21 protein-coding genes are annotated in these 23033 nt (G+C 71.4%); 19 read left to right on the forward strand and 2 right to left on the reverse strand.

The annotated features are described in order from the left end of the window. Positions 1–62 precede the first annotated feature (62 nt). Genes ACWFRJ_RS03140 through ACWFRJ_RS03160 form a run of 5 tightly spaced genes read left to right on the forward strand, consistent with a single transcriptional unit; the run spans position 63 to position 5674 of the window. On the forward strand, positions 63–971 hold the full coding sequence (locus ACWFRJ_RS03140; RefSeq protein WP_453524440.1) for an acetaldehyde dehydrogenase (acetylating): 909 nt from the start codon (positions 63–65) through the stop codon (positions 969–971). A gap of 20 nt (positions 972–991) precedes the next feature. Continuing rightward, complete coding sequence (dmpG, locus tag ACWFRJ_RS03145) at positions 992–2026, forward strand: 4-hydroxy-2-oxovalerate aldolase (RefSeq protein WP_453524441.1); 1035 nt, start codon at positions 992–994, stop codon at positions 2024–2026. A gap of 8 nt (positions 2027–2034) precedes the next feature. Further along, entirely contained in the window at positions 2035–3219 is a 1185-nt protein-coding gene (locus ACWFRJ_RS03150) for an acyl-CoA dehydrogenase family protein (RefSeq protein WP_453524442.1), read from the forward strand. 50 nt (positions 3220–3269) lie between these two features. Beyond that, positions 3270–4199 carry a VOC family protein gene (locus ACWFRJ_RS03155; protein ID WP_453524443.1) on the forward strand — a complete coding sequence of 310 codons (930 nt, stop codon included), beginning with the start codon at positions 3270–3272 and terminating at the stop codon, positions 4197–4199. Further along, complete coding sequence (locus ACWFRJ_RS03160) at positions 4196–5674, forward strand: FAD-dependent oxidoreductase (RefSeq protein WP_453524444.1); 1479 nt, start codon at positions 4196–4198, stop codon at positions 5672–5674. The genes ACWFRJ_RS03155 and ACWFRJ_RS03160 overlap by 4 nt, the downstream gene beginning before the upstream one ends. Before the next feature lie 74 nt (positions 5675–5748). Here ACWFRJ_RS03160 and ACWFRJ_RS03165 read toward each other — a convergent pair whose 3' ends face one another. Further along, the gene (locus tag ACWFRJ_RS03165) at positions 5749–6027 is read right to left on the reverse strand and encodes a ferredoxin (RefSeq protein ID WP_453524445.1); all 279 of its coding nucleotides are present in this window, start codon (positions 6025–6027) and stop codon (positions 5749–5751) included. Further along, a complete protein-coding gene (locus ACWFRJ_RS03170; protein ID WP_453524446.1) occupies positions 6027–7190 on the reverse strand; it encodes a Rieske 2Fe-2S domain-containing protein in 1164 nt (387 codons plus the stop codon). The genes ACWFRJ_RS03165 and ACWFRJ_RS03170 overlap by 1 nt, the downstream gene beginning before the upstream one ends. A 351-nt stretch (positions 7191–7541) precedes the next feature. Here ACWFRJ_RS03170 and ACWFRJ_RS03175 point away from each other — a divergent pair, with 351 nt between their 5' ends. The 14 genes from ACWFRJ_RS03175 to ACWFRJ_RS03240 all read left to right on the forward strand — a co-directional run bounded on the left by ACWFRJ_RS03175 (position 7542) and on the right by ACWFRJ_RS03240 (position 23002). Then, entirely contained in the window at positions 7542–8702 is a 1161-nt protein-coding gene (locus ACWFRJ_RS03175; RefSeq protein WP_453524447.1) for a steroid 3-ketoacyl-CoA thiolase, read from the forward strand. Positions 8703–8711: 9 nt separating this feature from the next. Then, complete coding sequence (locus ACWFRJ_RS03180) at positions 8712–10940, forward strand: acyl-CoA dehydrogenase (protein WP_453524448.1); 2229 nt, start codon at positions 8712–8714, stop codon at positions 10938–10940. A gap of 35 nt (positions 10941–10975) precedes the next feature. Further along, positions 10976–11869, forward strand: a complete 894-nt coding sequence (locus ACWFRJ_RS03185) for a MaoC/PaaZ C-terminal domain-containing protein (RefSeq protein ID WP_453524449.1) — start codon at positions 10976–10978, stop codon at positions 11867–11869. Then, positions 11866–12531: a PaaI family thioesterase gene (locus ACWFRJ_RS03190; RefSeq protein WP_453524450.1), complete on the forward strand. Its 666-nt coding sequence runs from the start codon at positions 11866–11868 to the stop codon at positions 12529–12531. The genes ACWFRJ_RS03185 and ACWFRJ_RS03190 overlap by 4 nt, the downstream gene beginning before the upstream one ends. 168 nt (positions 12532–12699) lie before the next feature. Then, on the forward strand, positions 12700–13461 hold the full coding sequence (locus ACWFRJ_RS03195) for an SDR family NAD(P)-dependent oxidoreductase (RefSeq protein ID WP_453524451.1): 762 nt from the start codon (positions 12700–12702) through the stop codon (positions 13459–13461). A 114-nt stretch (positions 13462–13575) separates the two neighbouring features. Further along, positions 13576–15231, forward strand: a complete 1656-nt coding sequence (locus tag ACWFRJ_RS03200; protein ID WP_453524452.1) for an AMP-binding protein — start codon at positions 13576–13578, stop codon at positions 15229–15231. A gap of 60 nt (positions 15232–15291) precedes the next feature. Continuing rightward, a complete protein-coding gene (locus ACWFRJ_RS03205; RefSeq protein ID WP_453524453.1) occupies positions 15292–16464 on the forward strand; it encodes an acyl-CoA dehydrogenase family protein in 1173 nt (390 codons plus the stop codon). Continuing rightward, complete coding sequence (locus ACWFRJ_RS03210; RefSeq protein WP_453524454.1) at positions 16461–17480, forward strand: bifunctional MaoC family dehydratase N-terminal/OB-fold nucleic acid binding domain-containing protein; 1020 nt, start codon at positions 16461–16463, stop codon at positions 17478–17480. Before ACWFRJ_RS03205 ends, ACWFRJ_RS03210 begins: the two co-directional genes overlap by 4 nt. Then, the gene (locus tag ACWFRJ_RS03215) at positions 17480–18646 is read left to right on the forward strand and encodes an acyl-CoA dehydrogenase family protein (RefSeq protein WP_453524455.1); all 1167 of its coding nucleotides are present in this window, start codon (positions 17480–17482) and stop codon (positions 18644–18646) included. Before ACWFRJ_RS03210 ends, ACWFRJ_RS03215 begins: the two co-directional genes overlap by 1 nt. Next, the gene (locus ACWFRJ_RS03220) at positions 18643–19080 is read left to right on the forward strand and encodes a MaoC family dehydratase (RefSeq protein ID WP_453524456.1); all 438 of its coding nucleotides are present in this window, start codon (positions 18643–18645) and stop codon (positions 19078–19080) included. The genes ACWFRJ_RS03215 and ACWFRJ_RS03220 overlap by 4 nt, the downstream gene beginning before the upstream one ends. After that, the gene (locus ACWFRJ_RS03225; protein ID WP_453524457.1) at positions 19077–20258 is read left to right on the forward strand and encodes a lipid-transfer protein; all 1182 of its coding nucleotides are present in this window, start codon (positions 19077–19079) and stop codon (positions 20256–20258) included. The genes ACWFRJ_RS03220 and ACWFRJ_RS03225 overlap by 4 nt, the downstream gene beginning before the upstream one ends. Further along, a complete protein-coding gene (locus ACWFRJ_RS03230; protein ID WP_453524458.1) occupies positions 20255–21118 on the forward strand; it encodes a MaoC/PaaZ C-terminal domain-containing protein in 864 nt (287 codons plus the stop codon). The genes ACWFRJ_RS03225 and ACWFRJ_RS03230 overlap by 4 nt, the downstream gene beginning before the upstream one ends. Continuing rightward, on the forward strand, positions 21111–21893 hold the full coding sequence (locus ACWFRJ_RS03235) for a 2-keto-4-pentenoate hydratase (RefSeq protein WP_453524459.1): 783 nt from the start codon (positions 21111–21113) through the stop codon (positions 21891–21893). The genes ACWFRJ_RS03230 and ACWFRJ_RS03235 overlap by 8 nt, the downstream gene beginning before the upstream one ends. A 158-nt stretch (positions 21894–22051) precedes the next feature. Next, complete coding sequence (locus ACWFRJ_RS03240) at positions 22052–23002, forward strand: 3-oxoacyl-ACP reductase (protein WP_453524460.1); 951 nt, start codon at positions 22052–22054, stop codon at positions 23000–23002. Positions 23003–23033 lie beyond the last annotated feature (31 nt).

Here is a 23033-nt window from a genome sequence, read left to right on the forward strand (position 1 = left end):
CCGACACGCCCCAGTGGGCCTCCGTGCCGCCCACACCCCACGATTCGGATGAGGTTCGAACAGTGACCAAGGCGACCGCCGCGATCGTCGGCTCCGGGAACATCGGAACCGACCTGATGTACAAACTCCTCAGGTCCAAGGCGATCGAACCGCGCTGGATGATCGGGGTCGACCCGCAGAGCCCAGGGCTCAAACGCGCGGCCGAGGAAGGACTGCACACCGGCGCCGAAGGGGTCGACCCGCTCCTTGCCCAGGACGAGAAGCCCGACCTGGTCTTCGAGGCCACATCGGCATACGTGCACCGGGCCAACGCCCCCAAGTACGCGGAACTGGGCATCCAGGCAATCGACCTGACACCCGCCGCCCTCGGCCCCGCGGTCGTCCCCGCCGTCAACCTGGGCAAGCACCTCGACGCCCCCAACGTCAGCCTCATCACCTGCGGGGGACAGGCCACGATCCCCGTCGTGCACGCCGTGTCGCGGGTGACCGAAGTGGCGTACGCGGAGATCGTGGCCAGTGTCGCCTCGCCGTCCGCGGGGCCCGGCACCCGGGCCAACATCGACGAGTTCACCCTCACCACCAGCCGGGGCATCGAGACCATCGGCGGCGCGGCCCGGGGCAAGGCCATCATCATCCTCAACCCCGCGGAACCTCCGATGCTGATGCGGGACACGGTGTTCTGCGCGATCCCCGCCGATGCCGACCGGGCGGCGATCACCGCCTCGGTGCGCGCGATCGTCGAGCGAGTCGCCTCGTACGTGCCCGGCTACCGGCTGCGCGCCGAACCGCAGTTCGACGAGCCGACCGCGGTCAGCGGTTCGCCGGCCCGGGTCGCCGTCTTCATCGAGGTCGAGGGCGCCGGGGACTTCCTGCCTCCGTACGCAGGAAACCTCGACATCATGACCGCCGCCGCCACCAAGGTCGGCGAGGGCTTCGCCGAGCGGATCGTCTCCCGGCGCACCACGCCTTGAACCCAAGGAGTTCACCAGCCATGCCCTACAGCTCCGACCTGGACATCCGTGTCACCGACTCGTCCCTCAGAGACGGATCGCACGCGAAGCAGCACCAGTTCACCGTCGACCACGTCACGTCCATGGTCGCGGCGCTCGACGCGGCCGGGGTGCCCGTCATCGAGGTCACGCACGGCGACGGCCTCGGCGGGTCGTCCTTCAACTACGGCTTCAGCCACACCCCGGAACAGGAACTCATCAAGGCGGCCGTGCGCACCGCCCGTCGGGCGAAGATCGCCTTCTTGATGCTGCCCGGCCTCGGCCTGCAGGACGACATCCGGGAGGCCGCGGACAACGGCGCCTCAGTGTGCCGCATCGCCACCCACTGCACCGAGGCCGACATCGCCGTCCAGCACTTCGGGCTCGCCCGTGAACTCGGCCTGGAGACCGTCGGGTTCCTGATGATGTCGCACAGCAGACCGCCCGAGGCACTTGCCGCGCAGGCCCGGATCATGGCCGATGCCGGTTGCCAGTGCGTCTACGTCGTCGACTCGGCGGGCGCCCTGGTGATGGAGCAGACCAGTGACCGGATCGCGGCGCTCGTCGCGGAACTCGGCGACGACGCCCAGGTCGGCTTCCACGGCCACGAGAACCTCGGCCTCGGCGTCGCCAACTCGGTGCTCGCCGTGCGCGCGGGCGCCCAGCAGATCGACGGCTCGGTCCGCCGCTTCGGCGCGGGCGCGGGCAACACCCCCGTCGAGGCCTTCGCCGCGGTCGCCGAGAAGCTCGGCATCCGTACCGGCATCGACGTACTGAAGATCATCGACGCGGCCGAGGACGTCGTACGGCCCGTCATGGACGGCGAATGCCTGCTCGACCGCTTGTCGCTGACCATGGGCTATGCGGGCGTCTACTCCAGCTTCCTCAAGCACGCCGACCGGCAGGCGGCGAAGTACGGGGTGTCCGGCGCCGAGATCCTCCTGGAGGCCGGCCGCCGCGAGCTCGTCGGCGGCCAGGAGGACCAGCTGATCGAGATCGCCGTGACCCTCGCCGAGAAGTCCTCCGCACGGAAGTGAGAACTGACATGTCCAATCCGGTACTCGACGCCGTCCTCACCCGGGCCGACGAGATCCGCGCGCTCGGCCCGGCGAACGAGGCCCTCGGCAAGCTGGACGACCAGGCGGCCAAGATCCTGCGGGACACCGGCGCGATCCGCATGCTTCAGCCGAAGGCGCACGGCGGACTCGAACTGCATCCGCGGGAGTTCGCCGAGACCGTCATGCGGATCGCCGCCTGCGACGGCGCCACCGGCTGGGTCACCGGCGTGGTCGGCGTGCACCCCTGGGAGATGGCGATGGCCGACCCGCGGGTGCGTCAGGAGGTCTGGGGCGAGGACCCCGACACCTGGATCGCCTCTCCCTACGCGCCGATGGGTGTGCTCAAGCCGGTCGACGACGGCTATGTGTTCAACGGCCGCTGGCAGTTCTCCTCCGGCACCGACCACTGCGAGTGGATCTTCCTCGGCGGTTTCCTCGCCGACGCCGCAGGAGAGCGTCTTATGCCGCCGCAGTCCGTGCACGTCATCCTGCCGCGTGCCGACTACGAGATCGTCGAGGACTCCTGGGACGTGGTCGGTCTGCGCGGCACCGGCAGCAAGGACGTGATCGTCCGCGACGCCTTCGTGCCCGCGTACCGCGTCATCGAGTACGCCAAGGTCGTCGACGGCAGCCTTGCCGAGGAGGCCGGTCTGACCAACCCCGCCTACCGGCTGCCGTTCTCCGCCGCCTTCCCGCTCGGCATCACCGCCGCCGTTATCGGCATCTGCGAAGGCGCGCTCGCCCACCACCTCGCCTACCAGCGCGACCGCGTCCAGATCACCGGTCAGGCCGTCAAGGACGATCCCTACGTCCTGTACGCGGTGAGCGACGCGGCGGCGGAGATCGCCGCATCCCGGTCCGCGCTCCTGGGCAACATCGGTGAGCTGTACGACCTGGTGGCGGCGGGCAAGGAGGTCACGTTCGAGCGGCGGGCAGTCGGCCGGCGCACCCAGGCCGCGGCCGCCTGGCGTGCGGTCCGTGCGGTCGACGAGATCGTCGCGCGCTCGGGCGGCAACGCGATGCGCCTGGACAACCCCATCCAGCGGTTCTGGCGCGATGCGCACACCGGCCTCGCCCACGCCATCCACGTACCCGGGTCCGTCTTCCACGCGTCGGCTCTGACCGAACTCGGTGTCGACCCGCCGCAGGGCCCCATGCGCTCCATGATCTAGCACCTTCTGCCGGACCAGACATCTGATGGACGAGAAGACAGGAGACACGTATGCCCCAGATCCGCGGACTCGGTTATCTCCGGGTCCAGAGCCGCGACATCGGCCGCTGGCGCGAACTCACCGTCGACGCGCTCGGATTCGCCGAGGGGTCGGGCCCCGAGAAGGACGCCCTGCACCTGCGCATGGACGAACGCAGGGCCCGGCTCGTGGTCCTGCCCGGGGACACCGACCGGGTCCTGGCCGTCGGCTGGGAAGTGCGCGACCAGTTCGCCCTTGCCGCGGTCGGACGCGCCGTCGAGGCCTCGGGCACGGCGGTCAAGGAGCTCTCCCGGGCGGAGACCGACGCGCGGGGAGTGGAGTCCGCCCTGGCCTTCGAGGATCCCGCGGGCGTCCCGGTCGAGGTGTTCTTCGCGCCCGAGCTCGACCACAGTCCGGTACTCACGGGCCTGGGCCAGGACTTCGTCACCGGAGCCCAGGGGATGGGCCATGTGGTGCTGCCCACCACGCAGATGGAGGAGACCGTCTCCTTCTACACCGAGGTGCTCGGCTTCCTGCCGCGCGGCGCCGTCAAGATCAGCAAGCAGGACCCGGACGCTCCGCCGCGCCGCGTCCGTTTCATGGGCGTCAACCAGCGTCACCACAGCCTCGCCGTGTGCCCCGCGCCGCACGGGGAAGCGCCGGGCCTCGTCCACCTGATGGTCGAGGTGGACACCCTGGACGCGGTGGGCCGCGCCCTCGACAACGTGGGGCGGCTCGGCTTTCCGCTGTCCTCGACCCTGGGGCGGCACACCAACGACAAAATGGTGTCGTTCTACGTGCGGGCGCCCGGCGGCTGGGACCTGGAGTACGGCTGCGAGGGCATGCTCGTCGACGAGACGCACTACACGGCGGAAGAGATCACCGCCGACAGTTACTGGGGTCATGACTGGTCGGGCTCCGAGCCGCTCGCGGCCTTCACCCCGTCAGGGACGAAGGCGTGAGCACCGCGCGGCCCGTTGCTCCGGTCCGCGCGGACTCGGTGACCCGGTACGACACCGAGACCGACGTCCTGGTGGTCGGTTTCGGCTGCGCGGGCGCGGCTGCCGCCTTCGAGGCGGCAGAGGCCGGCGCCGAGGTGCTCGTACTGGAGCGCGCGGGCGCCGCGGGCGGCTCGTCGGCACTGTCCGGCGGCGAGCTGTACCTCGGCGGGGGCACTCCCGTTCAGCTGGCCTGCGGCTTCGAGGACACGGCGGACGACATGTTCGCCTACCTCAGGGCGGCGCTCGGACCGGGCGCCGACGAGGAGAAGCTGCGGCTGTACTGCGAGGGGAGCACCGAGCACTTCCGCTGGTTCACCGACCGGGGGCTCACCTTCGAGCCGAGCCTGTGGGACGCCCCGACCTGGATGCCCACGTCGAAGGACGGGCTGATGTGGCTCGGCGAGAACGCCTGGCCCTACACCACCGTGGCCCGCCCGGCCCCGCGTGGACACCGGCCCGCCACCGAGTCGTTCGGCGGCTGGCTGGTGATGGAGAAGCTCGTCGCCGCCGCCCGTGACGCGGGCGCCCGGTGCCACACCGACACCCTGGCCACGGCGCTGATCGTGGACGACGACGGCCGGGTCGTCGGTGTCACCGCACGGCGCTACGGCGAGGACGTCGCCCATCGGGCCCGCACGGGTGTCGTCCTCACCACGGGCGGATTCGTGGACAACGAGGAGATGCTGGCCGACCACGCGCCCCATCTGCTCGGCCACGGCAAGGTCAGCGACGGCCTGGACGACGGCAGCGGCATCCGGATGGCGGCCGCCGTGGGCGCCGCGACCCGGCGGATGGCGGTCACCGAGATCGCCCTCACCGCCCTGCCGGCCCTGGCCGCCCGCGGCATGCTGGTCAACGGCCATGGCCGGCGCTTCATCAACGAGGACGTCTACCCCGGCCTGTTCAGCGTGGCCGCGGTGCTGACCCAGCCAGGACCGTACTGGGTGATCGTCGACGAGGACGGCTACGAGTCGGTACCGGAGTCAGAGCGCTGGGGAGTCCTGCCCCGGTTCGCCGAAGAGACCCTGGCGGCTCTGGAGGCCGAACTCGGCATGCCCGAGGGCGCACTCGAGTCGTCCGTCGCCACCTACAACCGCCATGCCGAACGCGGCGACGACCCGTACTTCCACAAGGACACCCGCTGGCTGCGCCCCTTGAAGGGCCCCTTCGCCGCGATCGATCCGCGTCTCGGTTTCCACGGGGGCGACCGGACAGGACCCGGCACCGGTGTCTCCGGATTCACCCTCGGGGGACTGCGCACCGACGTCGACGGCGCCGTCGCCGACCAGTCCGGCCGTGCCGTACCCGGCCTCTTCGCCGCGGGGCGGGCGTCCTCCGGGATCCATGGTGCGGGCTATGTGAGCGGTACGTCGCTCGGCGACGGTACGTTCTTCGGGCGCAGGGCGGGCCGAGCCGCCGCTGTCGGGAGCCGTTAGCGCGACGAAGCGGGCCTGCCCTGCGAACTCCCCGTATGGCAGGGGTAGTTCGCAGGGAAGGCCCGCTTCCGTGTTCAGGCCGTGCGGTCGTCGTCCAGGACTTCGAGTGTGCCGCTCAGGGCCGCCTCGCGAATGGTGGCCCTGAGCGCGGGGCATGTCTCGAAGCCGCCGGGCGCTGCGGAACCGGTCGTGGAGGCCGTGCGCCGCGTGCAGCCGCGCACGGCATCGCCGCTCCACTGCACGCTCGTCTGGTGCCAACTGCTCTTGCGCACCAGCACCCGGCCGCCGCACTCTTGGCAGGACACCGGGCGCATCGGCGCCCCGTCGGTGAGGCGGTTGTCCTCGGGCGGCATCAGACGGCCGGGATCTTCGCCGCTGCGGCCTTGCGGGCGAGGTTGTCCTCGACCTCCTGCTGCCAGGCCTCGACGGGCCGGGTGGTGTCGAGCTCGAACTCGAAGCGGTCCGTCATCTCGGGGCGCACCGCGTCCGCGTCCACGTAGAACTGCTCGTACCAGCGGCGCAGTTGATAGACCGGGCCGTCCTCCTCGCACAGGAGCGGATTGTCGATCCGGGTCTTGTTCCTCCAGATCGCGATGTCCTGCTCGAAACCCAGCTTGATGAACTCGGCCATGCTCGATGCGAGTTGGTCGGACTCTTCGCCCGTCATCGTGTCCGAGCGCTTGACGATGATGCCGTACTGGAGGATGAATTTGTCGGCACTCACCGGATAGTGGCAGTTGATCAGGACCGACTGCACATCGCCCGTCTCGAAGTGGTAGGTGAGGTCGTCGATCATGAACGACGGGCCGTGGTAGCTGGCCACCGACTCGCTGCCCGTGGTCTTCGGGCGACTGCCGTCCTGCTCCTGCGGCCGGGCGTCCGGCCGCCCGGATCCGTGCATGTACTGGGTGGCGGTGTGGCCCTCGAAGACGTTCTTGAAGTACGTCGGGAACGAGTAGTGCACGTAGAAGAAGTGCGCCATGTCCACGACGTTGTCCACCACCTCACGGCAGTTGGCGTCCACCACGGTCTCGTACCAGACCCAGTCGGTCCAGCCCTCGCTCGTGGCGCCCTCGATGCGTGGAACGGTCACATCCGAGGGCGGCGGATTGCCCTCGGGGTCGTTCCAGACGAACAGCATCCCGTCCTGGTCGAGGGTCGGCCAGGCGGCGGTGCGGGCCCGCAGGGGCACTCGCCGGGAGTACGGGATCTGTTTGCAGCGGCCGTCGCCGCCCCAGCGCCAGTCGTGGAAGGGGCAGGCGACCTGGTCACCCTTGACGGTGCCCTGAGAGAGGTCGCCTCCCATGTGCCGGCAGTAGGCGTCGAGGACATTCAGCGTGCCGTCGCCGCTCCGGAACACCACGAGCTTCTGGCCGAAGGCCTCCACCGAGTGCGGCTTGCCGTCCTTGTACCTCTCGGCCAGGCCCAGGCAGTGCCAGCCGCGGGCGAAGCGGGTCGGCGCTGCCCCGGCCTCGATGGACCGGACTGCGTCGTGCTCTGACTCGACTGCGCTCACGTTGATCTCATCCCCTCAGGACGCGACTTCTCCAAGGTCCGGACGTTAGGGCGGGCCACGGGCGTCCGGCGGCGCCGGTCCCACTGACCGGAACCGGCCGTCCGGGCGGACCAGATCGCCGGTGTCTCCCCTGTCTGAGGTGGGCCCGTCCGTCAGTAGCCCGGTCAAGTCACTCAGCGGGACTGACGGTTGCCTCTTGCGAGAACCAATTCTAGTTTTTGGATGTGACGCGGGCCCCGGACATCCCTCCGGACCTCTCGCGTCAGCCACCGCCCCGCCCGGATCCGGTGGTCAGCCGAGCCCGCCCGGCCCCTCACCGGTCGGCGGGCCGCCTCATCCCTACGGAGAACCATGGCCGAGGCCGTCATCGTCGACGCCGCACGCACACCGGTCGGCCGGCGCCGCGGTGCCCTGTCCGCCCTGCATCCGGCGCAGTTGCTCGGTCTGACCCAGCGAGGGCTCATCGACCGCTCGGGCATCGCACCTGACGTGGTCGAACAGGTGATCGGCGGCTGCGTCACCCAGGCGGGGGAGCAGTCCAACAACGTCACCCGAAACGCCTGGCTGCATGCCGGACTGCCCTACACCACCGCGTGCACGTCCATCGACTGCGCCTGCGGATCGTCCCAGCAGGCCGTGCACCTGATCGCCGGGCTCATCGCCTCCGGTGCGATCGAAGCGGGCATCGGCTGCGGCGTGGAGTCGATGAGCCGGGTCTTCCTCGGCCAGGCGCTCACCCCGGACACCGGGTCACCGGTGCCGGAGGACTTCGACCTCGACATGCCCGACCAGTTCAACGCCGCCGAGCGGATCGCCCGCAAGCGCGGCATCACCCGCGCCGACGTGGACGCCTTCGGTGTCGCCTCGCAGCGCAAGGCCGCCACCGCCTGGGCCGAGGGGCGCTTCGACGGGCAGATCATCGAGATCGACGCCCCCGTGCACGGACCGGACGGGCCGACCGGCGGGACCACCCGGGTCACCCGTGACGAGGGGCTGCGCGCCACTACGGCGGAGAAGGCCGCCGCGCTGAAGCCGGTGCTCCCCGACGGCATCCACACCGCCGCCAACTCCTCCCAGATCAGCGACGGAGCAGCCGCCGTACTGCTGATGAGCGAACAGCGGGCCGAGCGGCTCGGGCTGCGCCCCCGTGCCCGGATCGTCGCCTCCGGCATGGTCGGCTCCGATCCGTACTACCACCTGGACGGGCCCGTGGAGGCCACCGCGCACGTGCTGCGCCGGGCGGGCATGACGCTGGACGACATCGATCTGGTCGAGATCAACGAGGCGTTCGCCTCCGTGGTGCTCTCCTGGGCGCAGGTCCACGACGCCGACATGGACAAGGTCAACGTCAATGGAGGCGCCATCGCCCTCGGCCACGCCGTGGGCTCCACCGGCGCCCGGCTCATCACCCAGGCCGTGAACGAACTGGAGCGCGCCGACCGGTCCACCGCCCTGATCACCATGTGCGCGGGCGGCGCACACTCCACCGCCACCATCATCGAACGCGTCTGAGGGGGCGTCATGACCATCGGACTCACCGAGGAACACCGCGACCTGCGCGACGCCGTACGCACCCTCGTCGAGCGGCACATCACCCAGGACACCGTCCGTCAGGCCGTCGACGCCAAGGACGAGACCCTGCCGCCGTACTGGGGCGAGCTCGCAGGGCAGGGTCTGCTCGGCCTGCATCTGCCCGAGGAGCACGGCGGATCCGGCTACGGTCTGCTCGAACTGGCCGTAGTGGTAGAGGAATTGGGGCGTGCCCTGACGCCGGGGCCTTTCCTGCCCAGTACTCTCACCGCCGCTGTACTGCACCGGGCCGGACACACAGGGCCACTGGCCGCGCTCGCAGACGGAACCCGCGTCGGCGCGATCGGCCTCGCTCCGGGCACTCTCCGCCTCACCCGCGCCGAGGACGGCACGGCGAGCGTCTCCGGCGCATCGGAACTCGTCGTCGGCGGCCACCTCGCCGACCTCTTCGTACTGCCGGTCCGCGACAGTGCCAGCGACGGCGACAGCGGCGGTCTCGCCTGGATCGTGCTGCCGCGCGTCGCCGTGCAGGCGGACGACGTCGCGAGCCATGACCTCACCAGGCGCTCGACCAGGCTGCGGCTGCGGGACGTCACGGTGCAGGACGCCGACATCCTCGACATCGACGAGCACGGGCCGCTCGACCTGGCGGCGGCGCTGTTCGCCGCGGAGGCCGCGGGCATCGCCGACCGCTCTGTCGCCACGGCCGCCGACTATGCCCGGGTGCGCGAGCAGTTCGGGCGCCCGGTCGGCCAGTTCCAGGGCGTCAAGCACCGCTGCGCGCGGATGCTCGCCCAGGCCGAGCAGGCGAGGGCCTGCGCCTGGGACGCGGCGCGTGCGGCGGACCCCGGCGCGGTGACCGACCCCGGGGAGGCGGCGCTGGCCGCCGCCGTGGCCGGTGCGACCAGCGTGGAGGCGGGGTTCGCCACCACGAAGGACTGCATCCAGATCCTCGGCGGCATCGGCTTCACCTGGGAGCACGAGGCGCACCTCGCACTGCGCCGGGCCCAGACCCTGCGTGTCACCCTCGGTACGACGGCCCACTGGCGCCGCCGCGTCGCCCGTCTCACCCTGGACGGCGCACACAGGACCCTGGGCGTCGAGCTGCCACCGGAGGCGGAGACCGCGCGGGCCTCCGTACGGGCCGAACTCCGTGCCGCAGCCGCTCTGGAGGGCAAAGAGCGGCTGACCCGGCTCGCCGCCGACGGCTACACCGCACCGCACCTGCCCGCCCCCTGGGGCAAGGGGGCCGACGCCGTGACGCAGCTCGTCATCGCCGAGGAACTGCGGGCCGCCGGCCTGACACCCGTGGACATGATCATCGGCGGCTGGGTGGTACCGACGCTCATCGCCCACGGAGACGCCGCCCAGCAGGAGCGTTTCCTCGCCCCGAGTCTCAGCGGGGACCTGATGTGGTGCCAGCTGTTCAGCGAGCCGGGGGCGGGCTCGGACCTCGCCGGTCTTACCACCCGCGCCGAGAAGACCGACGGAGGCTGGCTGATCACCGGGCAGAAGGTGTGGACCTCGATGGCCCGGGACGCCCACTGGGGTGTCCTCCTTGCCCGCACCGACGCCGACGCACCCAAGCACAAGGGCCTGTCGTACTTCCTCCTCGACATGACGAGCCCCGGCCTCGACATCAGGCCGCTGCGGCAGATCACCGGTGAGGCCGAGTTCAACGAGGTCTTCCTCGACCAGGTGTTCATCCCCGACGACATGCTGGTCGCAGGACCCGGCGACGGCTGGAAACTCGCCCGCACCACCCTCGCCAACGAGCGGGTCGCGCTCTCCGACGACACCGTGGGCTCGGGCGCCCGTACGCTCCTGGAGATGGCCGCGGCCACACCGGACATGGTCGACGACGCACGCCTGACCGATCTTGGCGGCGCCCTGTGCGACGGGCAGTCGGGCGCCCTGCTCGGTCTGCGCACGACCCTGCGCTCGGTCGCCGGGCAGCAGCCGGGCGCCGAGGCCAGCATCGCCAAACTGCTCGGCGTCGAACACCAGCAGCAGGTCTGGGAGATGTGCGTGGAGTGGCAGGGCACCGCCGCGCTGACCGGCGAGGGCCACCGCCACGACCCCACCTGGATGTTCCTCAACTCCCGCTGCCTGTCCATCGCGGGCGGCACCACCGAGGTCCAGCTCAACATCATCGGGGAGCGGCTGCTCGGCCTGCCGCGCGACCCCGAACCCGCGCCGAAGCGCACCCGCCAGGCCTGACCTCCACCCAACTGCCCTATCCTGAAAGGCCGTTCATGCCCATCGACCGGCACAAGGCGCTCGGCGCCGAACCGTCCCGGCGCGACATCAGCTGGAGCACCCGTGACGTGCTCCTCTACCACCTCAGCCTGGGCGCGGGAGCCGACGAGGCGACCGGCCCCGAACTGCACCTCACCTACGAACACGGCCTGACGGTCCTGCCGACCTTCGCCGTGGTCGCGGGATCCGGCCCCTCGGCCGGCGACACCCCCGCCGTCGGTGACGTGATGCCCGGCATCGACATCGACCTGCGGTCCATGCTGCATGCCGGACAGGGGATCACGGTCCACCGCCCACTGCCGCCGTCCGGCACCGCGACGCTCACCTCACGCATCGCCGACGTATGGGACAAGGGCAAGGCTGCCCTGATCGTCCTGGAGTCGGCCGCCACCACTCCCGGTGGCGAGGCCCTGTGGACCTCGACCACCCGCATCTGGGCCAGGGGCGAGGGCGGCTTCGGCGGCGAGCCGGGCCCGGAGGAAACCCCGGCCGAGCCCGATGGCCCCGCCGATCTCGTCCTCAGCTCACCGACCTCACCCCGGCAGGCACTCCTGTACCGGCTCAACGGCGATCTCAACCCCCTGCACGCCGAACCGGAGTTCGCGAAGGCCGCCGGGTTCGACCGTCCGATCCTGCACGGGCTCGCTTCGTACGGACTGGTCTGCAAGGCACTCGTCGACGGAATGCTCGACGGTGACGTGACGCGGCTGACCGGCCTGAGCGTACGGTTCGCCGGATCGCTGAGCCCGGGGGAGACGATCCGTACCTCCGTCTGGCGCGGTGCGGGCACGGACGCGGACGGGGCCGAGCGGCTCGTGCTGCGCTCCACCTGTCCCGAGCGGGCGGACGCGCCGGTGCTCACCCACGCGACGGCGACGGTCCGCGCATGAACGCCGATACGCGGGAGACGGGCGTGCCTGCCCGGACGGGCGGCCGGGACGCGCCGCCGCTCCTGGTCGCCGAACCCCACGACCACGGCGTCGACGCCGCGGTCGTGGCCGCCCGCCGGGTGATCGAGGGGCTGCTCGCCGTGGGCGACCAGATCGGCCTCGACCTGGCCGCCGTCACCGCACAGCTGAACGCCGTGGCGGACCACCTCGACGAGCACGTCCCCGACCGGGCGGCCCGCATGGCCGTGATGTGGCAGGGCGCAGGGGTGACCCGCCACGATCCGGTCACCGGACCCGAGAACGCCCTCGCCCCGCCCCTCAGCCTGCACGGCAGGGACGACGGCTCGATCCAGGGCACGGTCACCCTCGGCCTGCCGTACCAGGGCCCGCCGGGGCACGTCCACGGAGGTGTGTCCGCGCTCCTGCTCGACCACACCCTCGGCGTGGCGAACCACTGGGGCGGCCCCTCGGGCATGACGGCGGAACTGACCCTGCGCTACCGGCGGCCCACACCGCTGTTCGAGCCGCTCACGATCACGGCCCGGCAGGTCTCCGTGGACGGTTCCCGGATCCGGACCGTCGGCGCCATCTCGGCCGGCGGCCGCGAGTGCGTCACGGCGGAGGGACTGTTCATCAACAAGCACCTGCCGCGCCCCGACTGAGGGCGAAGAGCCCGGCCCGTCCGTACCACTGAGCGGGAGCGGAACACCGCCCGGTCCGGGACCGCGCCAAGGATGGTCGGATCCGGGGCGCGCGCAGCCGCCACCGAAAGGGAAAGCAGCAGCCGCCCCCCTGAGGGAAAGCGGCGGTCGCCAGCGAAAGGGAGAGGGATGCCAAGCCTCGAAGGCAGAGTCGCGCTCGTCACCGGAGCCGGGCAGGGCGTGGGCCGCGGTATCGCTCTCGCCCTGGCCGCCGAGGGCGCCTCCATCGCCGTGCTCGGACGCACCCCGTCGAAGCTGACAGGCGTCTGCGAACAACTGCGCGCCCGAGGCGTCGAGGCGGAACCCTTCATCTTCGACGTCCTCGACACCGAGCGCGCTCCCGAGGTCGTGGCCGCAGTCGCCGAGCGCTTCGGCCGCATCGACATCCTCGTCAACAACGCCTACACCGGCTCCTACGGCCCGCTGCTCACGATGAGCGACGCGGACTTCCAGAAGGGCTTCGGCAGCGGCCCGTTCGCCGCGTTCGCCCTCATGAAGGCCTGCCATCCGCATCTCAAGCGGAACGGCGGCGGATCGGTGGTCAATCTGGTCACCTCCGCGATGGTCCGCTGGGACCTGCGCACGTACGGTGCGTATGCCGCGGCCAAGGTGGCCCTGCGCTCCCTGACCCGCAGCGCGGCGGGCGAATGGGGCCGCGACGGCATCCGGGTCAACGCGATCGCCCCGCACGCCACATCGCCGTCGTACGAGAAGTGGCAGGCCGAGCACCCGCAGGAGGCAGCCGAGTTCTGCGCCTCCATTCCGCTCGGCTACGTAGGCGACTGCGAGCAGGACATCGGACGCGCCGTCGTCATGCTCTGCGGCCCGGACGCCCGCTATCTCACGGGCGCGACCGTCCCGCTCGACGGCGGACAGGCCAACTTCGACTGACGGACGGCGCGCGCCACGCCGCAACCGGATCCGCCACAGCCGGGCGTGGCGGACACCGCTCCGTTCCCCATCCGTATCCGTCACACCCCGGCCGCCGGGTGAGAGGGGCCGACCGTGCCACAGAAGACCATTGCCGACCTGCTGCTCGCGCGCGCCGGGGACGACCACGTGGGACTGCGCACCCGCGAGCGTGACTGGACCTGGGACGAGGTCGTCAGGGAGAGCGCCGCCCGCGCCGCCTGGGCGGGCGAGCTGCGCACCGGAGATCCGTTCCATATCGGGGTACTCCTGGACAACGTCCCCGAGTACGTCTTCTGGCTGGGCGCCGCCGCACTCGGCGGCGCGGCCGTCGTCGGCATCAATCCCACCCGACGCGGTGCCGAACTCGAACGCGAAGTGCGGCACACCGACTGCCAGTTGATCGTCACCGACGCGGCAGGCCTGGCGCTGCTCGACGGCCTGGACTTCGGCGTCGACCGGGACCGTTTCCTGATCGTGGACACTCCGGAGTACGCGGCCCGGCTCGCCACGTACGCCTCGGAGCCGGTCCGCGACCCGGAGGTGACCGCCGCCACCCGGATGCTGCTCCTGCTGACCTCCGGGACGACCGGTACCTCCAAGGCCGCGATCTGCTCCCAGGGACGGCTCGCCGCACTCGGCGCGGCCAACAGCGCCAAGTACGACATCGGCCGGACGGACGTCTGCTACTGCCCGATGCCGCTCTTCCACGGCAACGCGCTGATGGCGCTCTGGGCCCCGGCGCTCACCGCGGGCGCCACCATCGCCCTCACCGAACGGTTCTCGGCCTCCGGATTCCTGCCGGACGTACGGCACTTCTCCGCCACCTACTTCACGTATGTGGGCAAGGCGATCGGCTACATCCTGGCCCGGCCGGAGACGGACGACGACCGGGACAACCGGCTGACCCACGCCTTCGGCACCGAGGCGTCCCCGGAGGACGCCGCCGCGTTCCTCGAACGGTTCGGCTGCCGGCTCGTCGAGGGCTACGGATCCAGCGAGGGCGCAGGCATGCTCCGGCGGGCGCCGGACGCCCCCACGGGCGCGCTCGGGGTGCCCGCACGGGACGGCGTAAGGATCGTGCACCCGGTGAGCCGCGCCCGCTGCCCCGCCGCCGTGCTCGACGGTCACGGCAGGGTCCTCAACCCCGAGGACGCCATCGGTGAGATCGTCGACACCGAGGGCGCCGCCCGCTTCGAGGGCTACTACAACAACGAGGCGGCCAACGCCGAACGCGTACGCCACGGCTGGTACTGGACCGGCGACCTCGGCTACGTCGACGAGGCCGGCTACTTCTACTTCGCGGGCCGCTCCGGCGACTGGATCAGGGTCGACGGTGAGAACACCTCGGCGCTCCACACCGAACGGATCCTGCGCAGGCACCCCGGCGTGCTCGCCGCCGGTGTCTTCGGCGTCCCCGACCCGCGCTCCGGCGACCAGGTGATGGCCGCGATCGAGATAGCCGAAGGGACCCGCTTCCAGGACCTGGACCTGCCGGAGTTCCTCGCCCGGCAGGAGGACCTCGGCACCAAGGGAGCGCCCCGCTACGTCCGCGTCTCGCACGCCCTGCCGACGACCGGCTCCAACAAGCTGCGCAAGAAGGAGATGCAGCTCATCGGGTGGCGCACCGACGACCCCGTCCACCGCTGGACCGGCCGCGGCAGGCCCGCGTACGCCCCGATGACCGACGAGGACAAGGCGGCGCTGCGCGACGAGTTCCACGCGAACGGGCGCGGGCGCTTCCTTCCCTGAGCCTCTGAGCCCCTGAGCTCCCGAGCCCCTGAGCGCGACGTGACGACCAAGGAGAACCAGATGCAACTGCGCGAGAGCGCCGCGCAGCTAGAGCTGCGCCGGGAACTGCGGGCGTACTTCTCGGGCCTGATGCCCGAGGAGGAGCGCCGTCGGGCGGGCGAGGAAGGCGTGGGCGGAGACCGTTTCCGCGAGGTGGTCGCCCGCCTCGGCGCCGACGGCTGGCTCGGTATCGGCTGGCCCACCGAGTACGGAGGCCAGGGCCGGTCCGCCGAGGACCAGTACGTGTTCTTCGACGAGGTCCAGCGCGCCGGGCTGCCCTTCCCGTTCGTCACCGTGAACACCGTGGGCCCGACGCTGATGGCGCACGGCTCCGACGAGCACAAGAAGCGGTTCCTGCCGGGCATCCTCGCGGGCGAGATCGTCTTCGCCATCGGCTACACGGAACCCGGGGCGGGCACCGACCTCGCCTCGCTGAGCACCCGGGCACGGCTCGACCCTGACGGGCAGTCCTTCGTGGTGGACGGCAGCAAGATATTCACCAGTGGCGCCAACACGGCCGACTACATCTGGCTGGCGGCCAGGACCGACCCGGACGCCCCCAAGCACCGGGGCATCTCCATCCTGATCGTGCCGACCGACGCCGACGGCTTCTCCTGGAGCCCGCTGCCGACGGTGGGCGGCATGGTCGTCACCGCCACCTACTACAGCGGCATCCGGGTGCCCGTCGAGGACGTGGTCGGCGAAGTGGACGGCGGCTGGCGGCTGATCACCGCACAGCTCAACCACGAGCGCATCGGGCTCGCCGCGCTCGGCGGACGCATGATCCAGCTCTGGGAACGGGTCCTGGAGTGGGCCGAGGCCAATGGCGCCGTCGAACTGCCCTGGGTCCGCGACGAGTTCGCCCGTACGTACGCCCGGCTCGAGGCCATGCGGCTGATGAACTGGAAGATGACGGCGGCGGTCGCCGCGTCCACGCTGACCGGCGCCGACGCGGGAGCCGCGAAGGTGTACGGGACCGAGACGCACATCCACGTCCAGCGCTCGCTCGGTCAGATCCTCGGCGCGGCCGGGCGCATCAGGCCCGAGTCACCCGGGGCGGCCCTCGCCGGACAGGTCGAGCAGCTTTCGCGGCAGGGCATCGTGAACACCTTCGGCGGCGGCGTCAACGAGATCCTGCGCGACATGGTCGCCACCCAGGGGCTCGGCCTGCCCCGGGCGGGGCGTGGCGCATGAAGGACGCTGTCGTTGACGGCTCCGACTACGAGGAGCGCCTGCAGTCGTTCGTCGGACGGGAGCTGAAAGCGCGCACCCCGGGCCCCGATCCCGTCAACCAGCCGATGATCCGGCACTGGACGGCGGCCATGGGCGACTCGAATCCGGTGTACACCGACGGCGCGGCGGCCCGGGCCACGGGACGGGCCGGAGTGGTCGCTCCGGCGTCCATGGTGCAGGCGTGGACGATGCGCGGCTACGGCGGAGACGGCGGTTCCGCCGACCTCGCGGCAGGCCGACGAGGCTTCGACGAACTGGTCGGACTGCTCGACGCGGGCGGCTACACCTCGGTCGTGGCAACGGACTCCGAGTTCGAGTTCGTCCGCGAACTGGCCCTTGGCGATCACGTCGCGGTACACGAGGTCGTCGAGTCGATCTCGGCCGAGAAGCGGACGGGGCTCGGCTCCGGACGGTTCGTCACGACGCTGAAGACCTACAGCGACCAGGACGGCGCGACCGTCGCGACGCAACGCTGGCGGACCCTGCGTTTCCGCCCTCCAGAGCCAGAGCCAGAGCCAGAGCTAGAGCCAGATCCGGAGCCGGAGTCGAAGCCCGTGCCGGAGCCGCAGCCGCTGCGGCCTCGCCCCGCCGTCAACCGGGACAACGCCTTCTGGTTCGAGGGCGCGCGCGAACACCGCCTTCTCGTCCAGCGCTGCGCGGCCTGTTCCGTACTGCGTCATCCGCCGGGCCCCTGCTGCCCGGAATGCGGCTCCCTGGAGTGGGACACCGTCCAGGCCTCCGGACGCGGGCAGGTCTACAGCTTCGTGGTGAACCACCATCCCCGGCATCCCGCCTTCGACTTCCCGCATCTCGTCGCGGTCGTCGCCCTGGACGAGGGCACCCGGCTCATCGCAGACCTCGCCGGTGTCTCGCCCGAGGACGTGGCGATCGGGATGCCGGTGGTCCTCGACTGGCTCGACGCCGATCCCGACCTGTCCCTGCCGGTGTTCCGGCCCGCCGCGACGGAGACCAACTGATGGATTTCTCCCTGGGAGAAGAGCTCGAAGCAGTACGGGACCTGGCGCGTGAGATCTTCACCGACCGGGCGTCCCCCGACCGGCTGCGCGCCGTGGAGACCGGGGTGAACCGTGTCGACGACCGGCTCTGGGGCGTTCTGGCCGACGCCGGACTCCTCGGCGTGGCCCTGCCCGACGAGGTGGGCGGCGCCGGGCTCGGTGTGGCCGGTCTGTGCGTGCTCCTGGAGGAGCAGGGCCGACGGGTGGCGCCGGTGCCGGTGTGGCCGGCGCTCGTCGGGGCGCTCGCGGTCGCGGCGCACGGCGACCCGCATCTGCGGGCCCGGCTGCTCCCGCCCCTCGTGGCGGGCACCGACCGTCTGACCGTGGCGCTGGAGGAGTTCGGCCCCGCTGACCCGGGGGAGCCCGAGGCCACGGCAACCCCAACGACGGCCACAGGGAACGGAGTTCACCACAGCACGGACGCCGCGTCCGGCTCCCCGGGCTGGCGCCTGACCGGGACGAAGGCCGTCGTACCGTCTCCGTCCGGCGCCGGACACGTCCTGGTCAGCGCCCGCACGGCGAGCGGCACCGGGCTCTTCCTGGTCGCGTCCGACGCCACCGGCGCGACATGGGAGTACGCCGAGACCACCAGCCACGATCTGAGCGGCCACCTCACTCTTGACGGCGTCCCGGCCGAGGCGATCGGCACCCCCGGCACGGGCGTCGTCGAGTGGACCGTACGGCACGCCCGCGCCGCCCTGGCCGCGCTCCAACTGGGCGTGGCCGAGGGCGCCCTCGCTCACGCGGCCGACCATCTGCGTGAGCGGCAGCAGTTCGGCCGCCCCCTTGCCACCTTCCAGGCCGTGCAGCATCAGCTCGCGGACTGCTACATCGACATCGACGCGATGCGCGTGACGCTCTGGCACGCGGTGGACGCCCTGGCAGGGGGCACGAGCGAGGCGGCGGGTGAGACCGCGGTACTCGTCGCCAAATGGTGGGCCTCGGAGGCGGGTCTGAACACCGTGCACCGGGTCCAGCACCTGCACGGAGGCATCGGGGTGGACACGGACTACCCCGTGCACCGGCACTTTCTGTGGGGCAAGCAGCTCTCGTCCACGCTGGGGGGCGCCCGAGCGGACCTCGCCCGGCTCGGAGGGTTCCTGACCGGCGGAACGGTCGCGTCATGACGCCGCCGCCCACCAGAACGTACGACGAGGTGCGCGTCGGCGACCCGCTGCCCGAGCTGAAGATCCCGCTGACCCGCACTCTGATCGTCGTCACGGCCCTCGCGAGCCGTGACCACCAGGACGTGCACCACGACCCCGAACTCGCCCGGCAACGCGGTGCGAAGGACATCTTCATGAACATTCTGACCAGCAACGGTCTTGTCGACCGGTACGTCACCGCCTGGGCAGGACCTGCCGCCGCCGTCAAGGCGATCCGGATCCGCCTCGGCGCCCCCAACCATCCGGGCGACACCATGGTGCTCAGCGGTGAGGTGACGGCCAAGCGCGACGAGGACCGATGCGTCGACATCGCGGTGACCGGCACCAACAGCCTGGGTGCCCACGTCACGGGCACCGTCTCGCTGCGCCTGCCGCAGGCGGTGGAGCCCCGATGACCACGCACCCCCTGTCGGGCACCGCCGCCGTCGCCGGGATCGGCGCGACCGAGTTCTCCAAGTTCTCCGGGCGCAGCGAACTGCGGCTCGCCTGTGAGGCCGTGCTCTCCGCTCTCGCCGACGCGGGCCTGAAGCCGTCCGACGTCGACGGTCTGGTCACCTTCACCGCGGACACCAACGCCGAGATACACGTCGCGCGCAACACCGGCATGGGCGAGCTGACGTTCTTCTCCCGCATCGGCTACGGCGGCGGCGCGGCCTGCGCCACCGTGCAGCAGGCAGCCATGGCCGTCGCCACCGGCGCCGCCGAGGTCGTCGTCTGTTACCGGGCCTTCAACGAGCGCTCCGGGGAGCGTTACGGCCTCGGCCAGGCCGACCGGCCGATGGACACCTCCGCCGACCGTGCCGCCTACGCCTGGATGACACCCTTCGGGCTGAGCACCCCCGCCCAGTGGGTGGCCATGTTCGCCCGCCGCTATCTGCACGAGTACGGCGCCACCACGGAGGACTTCGGCCGGGTCGCCGTCGTGGACCGCGCCCACGCGGCGAACAATCCCGCCGCGTACTTCCACGAACGTCCCATCACCCTGGCCGACCACCAGAGTTCACGCTGGATCGCCGAACCGCTGCGGCTGCTCGACTGCTGCCAGGAGACCGACGGCGGCCAGGCCCTTGTGGTGGTCTCGGCCGAGCGCGCCCGGAATCTGCCCCGTCCGCCCGCCGTGATCCGCGGCGCGGCCCAGGGGCTCGGCGCCGACCAGCACATGATGACGAGCTACTACCGGCCCACGATCTCCGGCATCCCGGAGATGGGCCTGACCGGCCGGCAGCTCTACCGGCAGAGCGGGCTCACCCCCGCCGACATCGACGCCGCGATCCTGTACGACCACTTCACGCCGCTGGTGCTGCCGCAGCTGGAGGAGCTCGGTTTCTGCGGACGGGGCGAGGCGAAGGACTTCATCGCGGACGGCCATCTGGAGCTCGGCGGCAGGCTGCCGTTCAACACGCACGGCGGGCAGTTGGGCGAGGCCTATCTGCACGGCATGAACGGCATCGCCGAAGGCGTACGCCTGGTCCGCGGCACGTCGGTGAACCAGCCCGCGAACGTCGGACACGTCCTGGTCACCGCGGGCACCGGAGTCCCGACCAGCGGCCTCGTCCTCGGGGCGGACCGGTGACCGATTCCCCGTGGCGCGGCCACGACCTCGGCACCCGTACCGTCGCCTACACCGAACGGGACGCGATCCTCTACGCGCTCGCGGTGGGCGCGCGGGCGAGCGATCTGGACCTGGTGTACGAAGAGCGCCTGCGGGTGCTGCCCACCTTCGCCCTGACCCTGGCCCAGTGGGCGCCGGACGCCCTGGGCGCGCTCGGTGCCTTCGACGTCACGACAGCCGTGCACGGCGCTCAACGCCTGCTGGTGCGCGGCCCGTTGCCGCGATCCGGAGAGCTGACCACGCATGCCCGGGTGGCCGAGGTGTGGGACAAGGGATCGGCCGCCGTGTTCGAGGTGCAGGTGACCTCGGACTATTTCGTGGCCACTTGGTCGCTCTTCGCCCCCGGTTGCGGCGGCTTCGGCGGCGAGCGAGGTCCCTCGGCGCCCGCTCACCGCGAGGGAATCCCGGCCCAGCGGCTCACCGTCGACACCCACCACCGGCAGGCCGCCCTGTACCGGCTGCTCGGCGACCGCCATGCCATGCACATCGATCCGGACGCCGCGCGGGCCGCGGGCATGTCCCGGCCCTTTCTGCACGGCCTGTGCAGCCTCGCCGCGACCACGCTGGTGCTCGCCCCCGCGCTGGGTGCGCACCCGGCCGAACTGGTGGAGCTCGAGGCGCGGTTCACCGCTCCGGTGTTCCCGGGGGACAGCCTCGACGTGTCATTCCACTCATTCCACGCGGACGGTCCCGGGGGCGACGCGGCACATTTCGAGGCGTCGGCCGCAGGCCGTGAGGCGCTGTCGGGCGGCCGGGCCCGCTTCCGGTCCGCCCCGCCCACGGACGGACCCCCGACCCAGAAGGAGAACCCCGATGCTTGACCCCGCGCAGCGCGCCGCTGCCGCCGAACTGCTGTGGACCGCGGAGCGCGACCGGTCACCGGTCCCACCCCTGGCCGGTACGTACCCCGACATCGACGTGGTCGACGCCTACGAGATCCAGCTGCTCAACATCCGCAGGAGGCTGGCGTCCGGAGCCGCGGTGCGGGGCCACAAGGTGGGGCTGTCCTCGGAGGTCATGCAGCAGATGATGGGCGTCGACGAGCCGGACTACGGCCATCTGCTCGACGACATGGTCCTGTCGGGGGCATCCGTCGACACGGCCCGCTACTGCTTCCCGCGCATCGAGGTCGAGATCGGTTACGTCCTCGGCAAGGCCCTGCCGGGCGAGGGCTGCACGGCGGCGGACGTGCTCGCGGCCACCGAGTACATCGTGCCCGCCATCGAACTCATCGACAGCCGGATCACCGACTGGAGGATCGGCCTGGCCGACACCGTCGCCGACAACGCCTCGTCGGCCGGAGTGATCCTGGGCGATGCCCGCGTCGCCCCGGGGGACCTCGATCCCGCCGACATCGGGGCTGTTCTCTACCAGGACGGCGAGGAGATCGCCCGCGGCAACACGAGCGCCGTGCTCGGAGACCCGACCGAGGCGGTCGCCTGGCTCGCCCGCAAGGTGGCGTCGTTCGGCGTCCGCCTGGAGGCCGGTCACCTGGTGCTGCCGGGCTCCTGCACCCGGGCCGTCGACGCATGCCCGGGTGACGTCTTCCGGGCCGAATTCAGGGGGCTCGGCTCCGTGGCGGTGAGGTTCACGTAGTCCACGTAGGGGAGTCGCCGCGGCCGTCGGCGGGGTGTGCCCCACTCAGCGGGACAGCCCTCCGGCCGAAACTAGAATCGGTACTAGTTTTGCGCTCCCGGTGATCATTCGTCACCGATCACCCGTCATCCCGTACGCAGGAGAGAGGGAGCCGCAGCATGAGCGCGACGCACAGCCTGGAGGGGCACAGCCTGGAGGGGCGTACCGCCATCGTCACCGGCGCGGGAGCCGGACTCGGCAGGGCCGAGGCACTGGCCCTCGCGGCCAGGGGCGCAGACGTGGTGGTGAACGACGTCGGTCCGGCTGCCGACGACGTCGTGGCCGAGATCAAGGCCTTGGGCCGCGGCGCCGTCGCGGTCACGGGAGACGTCGGCGACTGGTCGATGGGCGATCGGCTCGTGGAGGCGGCGAAGGACACCTTCGGCGGCCTCGACATCTTGGTCAACAACGCCGGTGTCCTGCGCGACAAGATGCTGTTCAACCTCACCGAGTCCGACTGGGACGACGTGATCCGGGTCCATCTGAAGGGCCATGCGGCCGTCTCACGGGCAGCGGCCGTGCACTGGCGCGCGGCGAGCAAGGCCGCGGGCGGCCCGGTGTACGGCCGGGTCATCAACACCTCCTCCGAGGCTTTCCTGTTCGGTGCCGCCGGCCAGCCCAACTACTCGGCCGCCAAGGCCGGCATCACCGCCCTGACCCTTGCCACCGCGCAGGGCCTCGCCCGCTACGGCGTACGGGCCAACGCGATCTGCCCGCGCGCCCGCACCGCGATGACGGCGGAGGCTTTCGGCGCCGGGCACCAGGACGCCGCGGACGGGCTCGACATCATGGCGCCGGAGCGGGTCGGCACCTTCGTCGCGCACCTGGCGTCGCCCGCGTCGGGCGAGATCAACGGGCAGGTGTTCGTCGTCTACGGCGACATGGTCGCGCTGATGGCGGCCCCCACCGTGGAACGGAAGTTCACCGCGGCCGACGGCGTCTTCACCGCCGAGGAGCTCGACGAGCAGCTCACGGCCCACTTCAAGGGCCGGGACCCGTACCGGACGTACGCGGCCTACTCGGTGGCCGACCTCGACACCACGGGGACACAGCCCACCGGCGCCCGCTGAGCGGAAGCTGCGGGAGCTGAACCTGCGCGCC

It is taken from the genome of Streptomyces sp. NPDC055239 (genome assembly GCF_053606205.1).